Source organism: Bartonella vaga (genome assembly GCF_037070895.1).
Classification (GTDB): Bacteria; Pseudomonadota; Alphaproteobacteria; order Rhizobiales; family Rhizobiaceae; genus Bartonella.
Genome location: NZ_JAYMZK010000008.1, coordinates 41214 through 53506, shown reverse-complemented (window position 1 = coordinate 53506; position 12293 = coordinate 41214). Strand labels below are relative to the sequence as shown.

At 39.2% G+C, this 12293-nt stretch carries 14 protein-coding genes, 1 tRNA gene and 3 pseudogenes; 6 read left to right on the top strand and 12 right to left on the bottom strand.

What is annotated here, in order from left to right; genetic code table 11:
* Nucleotides 1-260 precede the first annotated feature (260 nt).
* The 4 genes and pseudogenes from WCP76_RS05650 (at nt 261) to WCP76_RS05635 (ending at nt 1783) form a co-directional block, all read left to right on the top strand.
* Nucleotides 261-578 carry a hypothetical protein gene (locus tag WCP76_RS05650; protein WP_336294708.1) on the top strand — a complete coding sequence of 106 codons (318 nt, stop codon included), beginning with the start codon at nt 261-263 and terminating at the stop codon, nt 576-578.
* Nucleotides 559-1218, top strand: a pseudogene (locus tag WCP76_RS05645) (phage terminase large subunit); the annotation flags it as partial. The gene WCP76_RS05650 and the pseudogene WCP76_RS05645, both read left to right, overlap by 20 nt.
* A 9-nt stretch (nt 1219-1227) precedes the next feature.
* Nucleotides 1228-1485 (top strand): annotated as a pseudogene (locus WCP76_RS05640) (hypothetical protein); the annotation flags it as partial.
* Nucleotides 1469-1783, top strand: a complete 315-nt coding sequence (locus tag WCP76_RS05635; RefSeq protein ID WP_336294707.1) for a hypothetical protein — start codon at nt 1469-1471, stop codon at nt 1781-1783. The pseudogene WCP76_RS05640 and the gene WCP76_RS05635, both read left to right, overlap by 17 nt.
* A gap of 60 nt (nt 1784-1843) precedes the next feature.
* Here WCP76_RS05635 and WCP76_RS05630 read toward each other — a convergent pair whose 3' ends face one another.
* Nucleotides 1844-2242 carry a hypothetical protein gene (locus WCP76_RS05630; RefSeq protein WP_336294706.1) on the bottom strand — a complete coding sequence of 133 codons (399 nt, stop codon included), beginning with the start codon at nt 2240-2242 and terminating at the stop codon, nt 1844-1846.
* Nucleotides 2239-2439, bottom strand: coding sequence for a hypothetical protein (locus tag WCP76_RS05625; protein ID WP_336294705.1), 201 nt, complete (start codon nt 2437-2439; stop codon nt 2239-2241). The genes WCP76_RS05630 and WCP76_RS05625 overlap by 4 nt, the downstream gene beginning before the upstream one ends.
* A gap of 249 nt (nt 2440-2688) precedes the next feature.
* Between WCP76_RS05625 and WCP76_RS05620 the strand changes: the two genes are divergently transcribed.
* Nucleotides 2689-2952 carry a hypothetical protein gene (locus tag WCP76_RS05620; RefSeq protein WP_336294704.1) on the top strand — a complete coding sequence of 88 codons (264 nt, stop codon included), beginning with the start codon at nt 2689-2691 and terminating at the stop codon, nt 2950-2952.
* Complete coding sequence (locus WCP76_RS05615; protein ID WP_336294703.1) at nt 2952-3377, top strand: type II toxin-antitoxin system VapC family toxin; 426 nt, start codon at nt 2952-2954, stop codon at nt 3375-3377. The genes WCP76_RS05620 and WCP76_RS05615 overlap by 1 nt, the downstream gene beginning before the upstream one ends.
* A 57-nt stretch (nt 3378-3434) precedes the next feature.
* On the opposite strand, the gene WCP76_RS05610 is transcribed toward WCP76_RS05615, so the two are convergent.
* From WCP76_RS05610 to WCP76_RS05565, 10 genes and pseudogenes are all read right to left on the bottom strand, one after another.
* Complete coding sequence (locus WCP76_RS05610) at nt 3435-4505, bottom strand: major capsid protein (protein WP_336294702.1); 1071 nt, start codon at nt 4503-4505, stop codon at nt 3435-3437.
* A 128-nt stretch (nt 4506-4633) separates the two neighbouring features.
* Nucleotides 4634-4912, bottom strand: coding sequence for a head decoration protein (locus WCP76_RS05605; protein WP_336294701.1), 279 nt, complete (start codon nt 4910-4912; stop codon nt 4634-4636).
* Nucleotides 4913-5395: 483 nt separating this feature from the next.
* Nucleotides 5396-6391: a S49 family peptidase gene (locus WCP76_RS05600; RefSeq protein ID WP_336294700.1), complete on the bottom strand. Its 996-nt coding sequence runs from the start codon at nt 6389-6391 to the stop codon at nt 5396-5398.
* Nucleotides 6384-7952, bottom strand: coding sequence for a phage portal protein (locus tag WCP76_RS05595; protein ID WP_336294699.1), 1569 nt, complete (start codon nt 7950-7952; stop codon nt 6384-6386). Before WCP76_RS05595 ends, WCP76_RS05600 begins: the two co-directional genes overlap by 8 nt.
* Nucleotides 7952-8185 carry a phage head-tail joining protein gene (locus WCP76_RS05590; RefSeq protein WP_336294698.1) on the bottom strand — a complete coding sequence of 78 codons (234 nt, stop codon included), beginning with the start codon at nt 8183-8185 and terminating at the stop codon, nt 7952-7954. The genes WCP76_RS05595 and WCP76_RS05590 overlap by 1 nt, the downstream gene beginning before the upstream one ends.
* Nucleotides 8169-10124: pseudogene (locus WCP76_RS05585) on the bottom strand (phage terminase large subunit family protein). The gene WCP76_RS05590 and the pseudogene WCP76_RS05585 overlap by 17 nt, the downstream one beginning before the upstream one ends.
* Complete coding sequence (locus WCP76_RS05580) at nt 10125-10631, bottom strand: hypothetical protein (RefSeq protein WP_336294697.1); 507 nt, start codon at nt 10629-10631, stop codon at nt 10125-10127.
* A 229-nt stretch (nt 10632-10860) separates the two neighbouring features.
* Nucleotides 10861-10956 (bottom strand): thioredoxin domain-containing protein, encoded by a 96-nt coding sequence (locus WCP76_RS06520; protein WP_503623001.1) that lies wholly within the window; start codon nt 10954-10956, stop codon nt 10861-10863.
* A 192-nt stretch (nt 10957-11148) separates the two neighbouring features.
* A complete protein-coding gene (locus WCP76_RS05570; RefSeq protein WP_336294696.1) occupies nt 11149-11679 on the bottom strand; it encodes a hypothetical protein in 531 nt (176 codons plus the stop codon).
* Between the two features lie 532 nt (nt 11680-12211).
* Nucleotides 12212-12287, bottom strand: a tRNA-Thr gene (locus WCP76_RS05565).
* Nucleotides 12288-12293: the final 6 nt, after the last annotated feature.

Sequence of the window (12293 nt, the reverse complement as noted above, 5' to 3'; positions counted from 1 at the left end):
ATCTAGAAGATTAGAACCATTTTATGAAAAGAAAACATAAACTTTTGTTTAAAATTAAATCTAGATAAAAAATACAATATTTAGATTTTTTGTGTTGACATGATTTTAAAGATCGTATTTAATGACGTCGCTGTACTAGTATAATTGTGTCTAAAATTGCAGCGAACCTATACTCCTTTTTAGAAATTGACGTATTTTTTATTGTTGAAGCCCTGCATTTGCGGGGTTTTTTGTTATCCTTTTCACAAAAGGAAATATCCATGCAAACAACGATTGAACAACCCGCAAAAAGAAAACCCCCCAAGGCTGGTCAAGGGCGGGTAAAAGGTGTTCCGAATAAGACAACGCGTATTCTTAAAGAAGCGGTGATTAAAGCTGCTGAGAGAGCGGGGGAGAGATATGGCGATGATGGTTTGATCTCTTACCTCGAAAAGCAAGCGCTTAAATGCCCAGCTGCTTATCTGTCACTGTTAGGGAAGATTTTACCTCTTCAAGTGACGGGAAAAGATGGTGGGGCGATAAAGATGATAGGGCGTGTGGAAATCGCCCCTTTAGTAAATGATAACCAGACAGATTAAGATTGTACCAAAGCTTATCCCTATTTTTACAGGTAAAGCGGCGGTGCGTGCAGCTTGGGGTGGGAGAGGATCTGGAAAGACGAGATCATTTTCCCTTATGGCGGCATTAAAAGGTTATCAGTTTGGTATGGGAGGGATATCAGGGACTATAGTTTGTGCTCGTCAGTTTCAGAATTCACTTGCTGAGAGTTCTTTGGAAGAGATTAAACGCGCCATTGAAGCTCATGACTTTTTAAAGGACTATTACAAGGTTGGAGAGTCTTCGATTAAGTCGCTTGATGGTCGTATATCTTTTCAATTTTTAGGGCTTGATCGTAATATAGCAAGTATTAAATCGATGGGTCGTATTTTGCTCTGTTGGGTGGATGAGGCAGAACCTGTTACAGAAACGGCTTGGCAAACTCTTATTCCAACATTGCGTGAAGAAGGGGAAGGATGGCGTGCCGAATTATGGGTGACATGGAACCCGCTCCGTGAGAATGCTCCTGTTGAGAAGCGGTTTCGTTTTTCAGACAATGAGGCAATTAAGCGTGTTGAAATAAATTGGTCAGACAATCCGAAGTTTCCTAAGATTTTGAATGAAGCACGTCTTGATGATCTGAAAAACCGCCCTGAGACTTACAAACATATTTGGGAAGGGTAAACCAGTCTCTATCCGCAATGGAAAGACCCCGTGGTCAGGCAACAACAAATTGGTGCTGAATTACGTCAAATATGTCAGCAGTGTTAAAAAGCTGGGATAAATCCAATCGAGGTGCTTGTGCAAAAAGCGAAAGCGTTTGGGTATAAGGGGGTGCAAAGTAAAGATAAAGTTGAAGTTCTTCAAGAGCGGAGTCAAGCAGCTCGCACATTAGCAGCGCGTGGTGGGAAAGTTCCAACAGGTGGTGTTGATGTGGAGACGCTCTTTTTCTTCTATTAACATGCAGATAGAAGGTTATGCTGATGAAAGTCGTATCACGCAATTAGTTTTGACCAAACCTGTGGATGATATTATGACTCTTATGACACCTGATTTTGCTCGGCGTTTTTTGGCGCGCACAATTTTTCATTTACCGATTTTGCGTCGTTATGTTGATGTGTTTACAGAAGCAGCAACAATTCACTTTGGAGCACAACGTTTAGGTGATCAGATTGGACTAATGTTAGCAGGTGCTTATATAATGGCTATCACCAAAGACCTCACAGTAAGTGAGGCACTAGAATGAATAAGTAAACATAATCACTAGGGTCGTATTCAGTCAAATACTCAAATTCAAAGTTTAAATCTACGGCATAAATTGGGAGTTCTCCTTGCATGCTAAAGCTAAATTCTGTTGATACAAATTTGCTCGCAGAAACCAATCCACCAAGACGAAGATTTTTAAAAATGCTTGTTCTACAATCATTGCTAATTTATCAGCGACATCATCTCCTGCGTTTTCAGCAACGCGGCATTCAATTGTAATTGTTGTAGTACGACTGCGTCCACCATTATCAAGTACATATGGCTCATCCATGCGTTCACTATCACTACGCAATAATATACAAGGCAATACCTTTTCATGTACTGGCGCAGTTCGATTGCAAAAAATTTGCACGTCCGTTAGCGAATCTTCAGCCTTTAGCATCTCGACAATATAGTGACGTAATTTTGTACGATGATGAATATTAGCATCTGATTTCACAAGTTATGGCTTTCTTTGTTAAGTGTTACTTTAATGAGGTCTGAGGTGGATTGAAAAACATCAGTAACGCTATAGGTTATTCCATTAATCACGATATGATCACCAAATGTAGGTTGATGACCACCAATACCATTCATACGAATGTCAAGCGCTTTTATTTGAATATTGGTTAGCGTGTTGCCGTTAGAATTATCCAAATAATGGCTAATTTTTAAAACAGCGCAGATATTTCGCGCTATTCCATCATCTTTTTTGATATAGGTGATAGGCTACCCGAATGTATTCACTACAGCTTCATCCCACATTACTGCTTCCTTACAATAACCTCTCAAAAAGGAACTGTATAAAAAACATACCTAAATTACAGCAGACAAGTATCATGGGTTGAATAATATTAAAATATAGCTATTATAATATTACTAAAATGATATTATTTGGAGTAAACAATGCCAAAGGTTTTATATATCCCTGACGAGACGGTAAGGGAGTTGGCTGATGAAGTGAAAAAGCAGTTTCATTTTAAAAGTTATCGCGAAGCAGCTGAAGTTGCTTTTCGCAAGCTTTTAGATGAAAAAAAAGAGCAAGAAACACCTGCACAAATTGTTTCTCGTTTACAAAACTGTACGAAAGAATTTTTAAGCGATGATTATCGCCTTTTATCTGAAGCAGAAAAAAAGCAATTTTTTGATGATTTAAGTGGGGGAATTTAGTGTTATTCGTTGAGCCATCGGCTATTTTAGCTATTTTATTAAATGAGCCTGAGGCTGAGTTATTTCTTCTCAAAATCATCCATAGTGAAGCGCTATATTGTTCTGCTATCGGCAAATTTGAAGTTGTGGCAGGGTTATGCCGAATAAAAGCGGATTTGGGTAAACCAGTATCACGTCAAAAAAGTGATGAAGCTGTAAAAATAGTTGATGATTTTTTTGACTCTTTCAATATATCATTATTACCATTAGACGAAAATGTAGCGATGAATGCTATTTCGGCTTATCAAATTTATGGCAAAGGAACAGGGCATAAAGCTAACTTAAATATGGGTGATTGCTTTAGTTATGCTTGTTGTAAAGTGCTTGATGCAGCTTTGCTCTTTAAAGGAAATGATTTTATTCATACTGATGTAAAATGTGCATAAACTCTCATCCTTCTCGCCTTTCATTTTATTATGACGAGAAGGTTGATGTTTGTCTTATTATTTTTTAGCTACAGATATGCCTTTCATCAACATTTCTGGGCGTAAGCAAATAAATAATGGGTAAGAAAAAACCTCAGGTTGTACCCAAAATTCACGATCAAGATCATGTATCATTGTGGAATAAAGGCTCAGACCAATTTCGTTAACATGAGACCAGCTTTCACCAGGTGCAAAAATTTTCTGAAATACGCCGTCTACATTAACAGGCACAAAGTGCGCTTCATTCGGTTTAACCCCTAAAGCTAGTTTTGTTCCCTCTTTTGCTGTTTCATCATAATCATCAATAGAGTGATAATTATAGAAGAAAATGCCTCCGTAATAAAAATAAGCAAAACTATCAGTGCCTACAGGACTTTCTGTAGCTACACAAAATGCTCTATTAAGATTTTGAACTTGTGTTGTATTAAGATAAGTTTCGTGAACCATTTTATGACTTGTTAATTTATCAAAGAATTTATCTCCACAAAGCGCAATGATTTGAGAATTAGGCATATATTTATTGCCTGCTTTTCTCTTTATGCTGTGTACAATTTGGCGACAAATCCCCTCAACATTTGTGCTTTCAGTATCTAGATCAAAGTTGATGGCTTTTGGTCTTGGTATTCCCCATTCTTTAAACCAGTCATAAGTCACCGTTCCATCAGCATCTAGGACAGCTCCTTTAATGGCTCCTAATTGCATGTTTTCCCAAGTCATCTCAATTTCGCGAACGAGTTTATTTTGATATAAGCTTATAAGATTTATAGCTGTCTGTAATTCATTCGGTTTACCAAACGCTCGCATATTTTGAATTTCTGAGGCGTGGAGCGTTGCAGATTTTGCTATGCGCACCGTTTCAAAATTTCGCAAATTACGTTTACCGACTTTAAGTGGAGTGCCTCTAGGAGAAGTTTTAATTAACTCCAACCCTATATCACGACGTTCAACAGTGGCTATAGTGGTGTCTGTTTCAACGTTTTCAAATATATTTAACGAACCGATCAAGTCTGGCTGAAATTCATAAAGCTCTAAGGCTTTAGTCATAGATGTATTGGAAAACGCTTCATTTTTAAAAATACTGAAATTCATAAAAAAGCTTCCTTATCGCAAAATAATTTGACGTTCTGCCAAATCATTAATGGCTTTAATTTTTTGTTCAGGAGTTATATCTCTTGGGCAAATTAATGCTTCTGTACTGACAGCAGATATACGTGCTGTTAGGTGGCTGGCGTGTCATTTTCGCAAGAATCGACATTATCGTAGCAAATTGCACAAGCAACATCTGATCCGTCGCTTTTAGATGGTTCATCGTCCTTTGATGATTTTACTGATGGTTTAAGAGCTATATATTTTCCAGTAGTGTGAAGCCGTGCCAACACGGTTTCTGCTTCTAATTCTTGTCCCTTTGCAATGATTACTTCTTCGCGAGAAATTGCAATAGAGTCTTCGATTAGATATTCGGCAATCCAAGGTCCTTCAGTATATACATGCGACATTTTATTTTTTCCTTTTGACTTTAGCCCACATATTGTTAATTTTAGAAGCACTTACAGACTGAGATGATGAAAAACGATCGCTCCTCTGTGGGGGAATGTTGGTAAGTGCATAGCTTTCTCTGTTTTCACGAGCAGCCCGCATAATCGCTTTTGCAGCATTTTGTACACTCAACCCATCTGCAACAGCTTGCTTTACATTAAATGATACACCCATCCTGCTAGCGATTTTGCTGATATGGGTGAGTTTAAGGCATCGTTTCCGCTCTTTTAGCGTCGCATTTTTTGCCAAACTTTTTTTCAATTTGGCATCTTTTTTGCTTTTTGCCTGTTTTCTTTGTGGTTCGTCGTCATCGTCATTGTCAGTGGCTAAAATTTCTTCATCATCTTTCACGTTTATGTCTTCATTATCTTCGACCTCACTGGCTTCTTCATCATTATCGGAGTGACTCGCATCATCTATATCGGCTTCAGCTGCAATGCTCTTTAGCTCTTCTTCATTTTCGTCAAGTTCTTCGACGAATTCATCTTCGTTTTCATCGTCTTCTGCATTGATGTATGGATTGCTTTCGTCTTTTCTCTCGTCTTCTTCGAGGCGTTTTTTTCGTGCGTATTTGTTTTCTGCCATTTTGGATTATCCTCTTTATGTTGGTTTTTATTTATGAGCTTCATTAAGGCATGAAGCGCCATCATTTTGGTGCCAATACGGTCACATAGTCCAATATTTAGGGCTTCTTCACCCATAAAAATTTGTGCTTGGGTAGCGCGAATTTTGTTAGCTGTTAGCGGACGACAGCTTGCTACTAACTCAACAAATTTTTGATAAAGCGTGTCACAATTAGCTTGAATTTTTGAACGAGCATAATCAGACAAGGGTTGATGAGGGTTGGCATCAACTTTATTGGAGCCTGAGTAAATATATGTCCAATTTAAGCCAGCCTTTTCATCAGCTTTAGATTGGTCAACATGAGCAGATACTACGCCAATAGAACCAAGATCAGCTGTTTGTGTTGCCCAAATTTCTTGTCCAATGCAAGCAATTGCATAGGCTGCGGAACAGGCCTGTTCATTAGCAAGGGAGAAAACTGGTTTTTGATATTTTTGAGCCATAGTACGCAAATCAGTAACGAGATCGAATACACCGCCAGCTTCACCACCACCACTATCAACCTCTAATAGAACGCCTTTGACATCTTCATCGCGCATAGCTTTGTAAAATCCTGCACGTAAATTTTGATAAGAAGTCAAACCTGATTGTGCCGCTAAAAAGCTATGTCGACGCACCAGTGTGCCAAATACGGGAATAACAGCGATACAGTGAGCCTTTTTGTATAGAACCGTGATTTTTTGTTCAATTTTATCAAATTTATGTTCTCCCAAAATGCGAGAACTCAAACTTGCTAAAACAACATCTAGCTTTGCTCTTGTTACCATGAGCGGATGATTAAACAGCATTTGATAAAGGTGAGGTACATCAATCATCTTTATCTCCTGTATTTTCTAGCTTTTTATGTTCTTTATTTTTCCTATCATCTTCATTATTATTAGATATTGAGAAGGTTGGTGCAGTAAGCATATGTGGTGAAAAATCTAATCCTAAACGGTGTTCATTTTCCCTATCTGATGCTATTTGACTATCAATGTCGCTAATATCCATGCCCTGTTCGCTTAACAGCTTTCTACGACTGGTAAGACCAAGACGCAGAGCCATTTCATTTGCTGCCATGTCTTTAGATGGATCAATCATTTCTAAGGGAGGTGCATGACTTTCAGATTGTAACCAAGGCGTAGGATTTTCGTAAAAATTGGGTAGATTAATAACGTTTACCATCTGTGCTAATAGAACAAACCGCTCCCATACAATACGATTGAGCTGAAAAATCAAAATATTAGCGCGCCATTGCCCAACTCGTCGTCTGAATTGAATAATAGATGTTCGCACATTTGAGAAATTACCACGTGTAACATCAGCCGTGACAACAGAATAGGGGACTCCAAGCGCTGAGCAAATCTTTAACAAATTGCAATATTGGAAGGCATCATAAGAGCCCCCCACTTCTGCGGGATTTGAAAATTTGATATCACGGTTAGCTCCAACATTTGTTATTGTTCCTGGCTTCCAATTCGGAATGGACTTTTCATGATTTTCGCCTTTTTCTTTTTTTGCAGCATCTGAAAATGGACTTACGGTATCATGTGAAGGTCCGACTAAAAAACCAGCCAACAACGCTGCTGTTTTTTTACGCTCTAATTCAGCTTCATCATAAAAATCGAGATTAAAGATTTTTGTAAGTACACGTGTTACCCTTGGAATGCCGCGCAATTGTCCGCTTTGGCGCATTTCTTTTATGTGGATTATATGATTTGCTGGAATCCTTACGCGTTCATTACTATTAAAATTTAATTTAAAGATTCCTGTTTCATCATAGGGATGTTCTTTAAAGAAATGATAAGCAACTCGATGCCCTTTTTGGTTAAACTCTATACCCATCCGGATATAATTTCCTGACTCTTCTGCGGGACAATCATACTCGACATCAAGCATTTCGCAGGCTAAGACTTCAAGTTTTAGTGGAACATAATCTAAAGTACTTTGGTCGCTGTCTATTTCGTCTTGAGGAACCATCAACAAATGGATAAAACATTCACCTGTTAAAAATACTTCACGCGCGACCTCTTCTTGGATACCGTAAAAATCGTAATTTTGACGGTAATCGGCTTTATCACACCACTGCCACCATAAATCGTTCAAACGGTTAGTTTGTTTTGTAAATCCTTGGATGCGTGGGGAAGGCTTGACACCATCACCCACTGTGGCAGAAACCCACTCATCAATTGCGGATGAGTAAATAGGATCATTATCGTAAAGCCAGCGTGATCGAGCAACAACAGTAGCTCCTGCAGCTTCAATGACACGATTAAGATGCTCTTGTGGCGTTTCAAGTCCAGAGGGGCGCTCACTATGACTATCTGCACGTAATCGTGCTTCTTGATCATTTGATTGTTTGGCAAATGGATTAAATTTATTTAAAAAAAACGCCATTAATAGCTACTTCTTATTTTAGGAGAGAAGTAGCGAGGATAGCCGCCTGTGTTATTTAAGGTAGCAATCTCTTCATCCAAAACGCAGAGTGCTTTTTTGAGGTCATCAATAGAACGGTACATTACTTGTGTTTCACCGTGGCGAACCATTAGTTCTCCAGAAAAAATGGTTTCTTCAAGTTTTTTACGTTTTTCTGATAACGTCGCCAGTTTTTCCTTAATAGAGTCTGCCATTTTTTTGATTTCCTCCATTTTTCATGAAAGAACTAATCCTTGACGGGTAGGGGTTCTTCTGTTTTTTTGTAGGTAACTTATCAACTATAGCAGAGTTGATCGGAGGATGCCTTTGACCATTGTCAATCTCTTTTAGTCTATTCTTGAGTTTTTCTGCATCTCGGTTTAAATCTAACCGTAGGGCAATCAAACCTTGCAAAGCAGCATAAGCATATACACGGCAATCAAGTGCTTCATTGCGATCCTTGGCAGCTTTTTCCCAACAAACGTTTTACGCCCTTTATGATAACGGACAGCTTTATACTCACTGGTTAATTGGGCAAAATACTCAAGATCACGATCCATATGAAAGTGACATACACCAGGTCCATTTATATTGGGACCTACTTTTTTAGACGCGCGGTGATAATCTCTTTGGCGGAGTCTACGCCAACGATGTAAAGATTAATTCCGCCTTTATTATTTAGCGAGGGAGCTTTTGGCCAAACAGGCTTTGATCCAGGATTACCTTTAATCCCCCATATGGGATAATTTCGCTCACGCGCTGCTACATACTTATAAACAGATTGGGTATTTAGTCCTCCCGTGTCGATGCTGGTAGCTTATATGGGAAATCCGCTTTTAAAAGCAGGATGTGGCCAAAGCCTTTTAAAATAAATATCTAATTTTTCCCACACCTTTTCACCTGAAGCATTTCCGTGAATGACTTGGTAGTCAATATTCCAACTTTCTTCACCAGCACCCCACGCCACTAGCTCTAACTCTAGGCGATCTGGTTGAACATCCACACCACATGTTAATGCCAGCGTTTGTGGCGGCAAAATAGGATATTTTTCACGCAAAGCATGAAGCGTGTCGGGTGCGATTTCTTCATCTTCACGTTCTGACCAAACTTCACCGAGAACGGTATTTACAAATGGCTGGATGAGGGCAGGATCGTGGCGCGCACTAAGAAAATCCCGCGCGCACTCACTCCATTTAAACCAAGGAGAATAAAGCGCTGAAATATGATAAGATCGTAAATTAGGGCGGCTAGATTCCTGCGTCGCTATCCAACAAACACCATTTTCTTCTTTCATTAAGTGTTTTTGCGATGTTCAGGGTGTTCGTGACCACATTCACGACAAACAAATACAGCTTTGTCTGGCTCTCCTTTTGGCCACTTAATACTTGCCCACACAATAGGCTGGAGTACTCCGCACCCTTTCCAGCCAACATGATAAAGCCTTTTATCGCCTTTATTGTATTCGGCATTAATACGACCAGTTGCGTGGTTTGCAGGTATTGAGAGAAGAAATATTTTTCGCCCAATAAAATTTGCTGTACGCTTAATAGCAAGTTGAACAGGATCACCTTCGTTATCAACGTTTGTTGGATAAGCATCAACTTCATCAAGGATTAAATATCTAATTGGCATAGAACGTAAGCCAGCAGCTGAATTTGCACCCGTCAAGAGCAATACACCGCCGTCAAATTCTTTAGACAACATGGGGTTGCCAGAGTCACGCGAGCGTGGTGGCGCAATCCGTTCAGACAAAACTGGACTATTGCGTATCATTGGTTCGAGGCGCGTCTTTGAGAGTTTTTTAACTGTATCGACGGTTGGCATCACATAAAGTGCAGGACCAGGTGCATGATGAATTGCGTAGCCACAAAAATTCATACCTGCTTCTGACATTCCAATTTGTGCGCCCTTCATCACTACTGTTGTTTCAACAGGCGAGTAGACAGACAAATTGTTCATGATCTCACGCAAATAAGGCGTCCGTGATGTTCTCCAGAGTCCAGGTTCAGGTGACGATACTGTAGCCAAGTGACAGTTCTTGTCAGACCATTGTGATACTGTCCATGGTGGGTCTGGTTTTTTTGCTTCCAGTGCATATTCTAAGAACATATTATAGCCATCAGCTGTAATGGCGTCTAAACCGTCTACCTCCATCTAGTCCTCCTCGTTCTCTTGATCAGGAAACGGTTCATGGATATTCAGTGCTTCTGTTAAAGATGAGCGCACAAATTTCTCTAAAACTGGAATTAAAATTGCAGGATCAATACTAACCTCAGCAGCAATCTCAGCACCGTAACGGGCAGGGAAGGCTAATACAGCATCACGATGACTACGAGCGAAGTTACGGGCTGCTTTTCGCACATCAGCAAGTTTTACGGTAGTTCTCTGTTTTTCGGTTAATTCAACCTTTGCTAGTGCAATGTCGATAAGCTTCTTTTTAAGATTGGCAGAACTAATAGTATTTTTGTCAAGTTCTTGGTCAATAACGCTATCCGTAATAAGGTGAGGATTTGCTTGTTTTGCTTTTTCAATTGCATCAACAGAAGAGATTTGAAGCCATACTGTAGCTATATCTTCATTAAGAGAACCGTCTGGATAAAGAGCTTCATCTAAATAGCCTTTCTCAACACGCGAGCGTACTGCATTAAAATGAACTCCCATCTTTTTGGCAAACGCATTGGTTGAAATACCTTTACGATCTTTACGTTTCTTACCAGTTGTCCCTGAACTTTTTTCCGACCTATCATGTTTAAAGCACTTAGGAGTGATGCATATAGCTCTTTGATTTTATCTGGTCTAAATCTCGCCCAATGTTGAGATTCAGTTACAACAACAGGGAGGCGTGAATAACCAAGAGATTGGATATATTCGTAAGCCTCTTCATCCTTTGTTATGCAATCATTTCAGAATTTAGTTTACGTGCATTCAATGCCTTATAAGTCATCGTGCATTGCACACAATCGGGCTTACTATAGATTTTTATCATTTATTGCCTCTTTATTTTTTGGCAAAAGTGCTAGCCAAAAAAATCAATAAGATAGGTATTTTAGCAATATAAAAAATTTTTAACGGTAAAAAAATATCGCGCTGCTCCACCGTGTTCGACCCTACCCCCTCGGGGAAGTACCTTTTTATTAAAAACTCTAAATAAAAATTGAAATTTATCGCTTTTCATACTTTATCGATTACTTTTTTCAAGAACTTTACTGATGGCAATGCTTTTAACTTTTCTTATAGCATATCCTAAATATGTTCCATTTTTGCTTTTAATTCTTCTGGTTTTTTGATCACTATTCTTGAAGATGTTACTCCCTCCAACTTTAAGTGGCGCTCTGTTTGGGAATTTTCCGCCCATATGGAAAGCCCCCCTATACATACGATCCTCTCCTGAAATTTTTATAATGGTACCGCTTTGAAGTTGTTCTTGATGCGGGAATATTAGCAATGGCAATCTGTTGGTATCACCGGTAAGTGTGGCATTCATTTTATCGGCTGTGGCTTTTTTTGTTACACTAATTTCTTTTGCCACACGATATTTGTTTTCTTTAGGTACACCAAGTTTTTCAGCAACAAGGTCCGCAAATTTGCGCTTTAAAGCGGTTGCAGTTGCATTAACAGCGTTAACCAGCGTGCGTTGAAGTCTAGGTGTTTGAAGTTGGTACATCAAATCCTGAATGTCGTCATCATCAATTGTGAGAGTAATTTCCATACAGTGATCTCAGCCACGATTTCAAATCAGCAATCAATTTACGATATTGATAACAAATTTCTGATGTAAAAGAAGTTAAACTGACTGATCGTCATGAAATTATGAAAGCCATTATGCAGGCACGCATCGAGAAAGGAATGACGCTTATAGATGTTGCGTGAACTTCAGGTGTATCATGGGATGCAGTGCGCAGTTGGTATCATGGGCGCCGCGAGCCTAAAATGGGAAATCTTGTTGCAGTTGTGAAAACTCTTGGTTTGGAAATTATCTTACGCAAAAAACAGGAAGAAAAAAATTCTTTCTAAAATCACTTAGCCATTATCACGAATCAATATCACAAACTGTTATGGTTTATCCTCATAATCACTGCTCAAAATCGGATATTGAGTTGATACTTTAGTGAGTCGACTATTCAGATATAGTCACATTTATACACTTTCCAACAAGCCTGTTTGGGTGCCCCGTAGGGTGTCCCGCAGCTAAAAAGTCTCTTTCCATAATTGAAGAAAAACATCTAAGTCATTGATTTTATTGGTGCCCCCAGAGAGACTCGAACTCCCGACCCCCTGATTACAAATCAGGTGCTCTACCAACTGAGCTATAAGGGCATAATC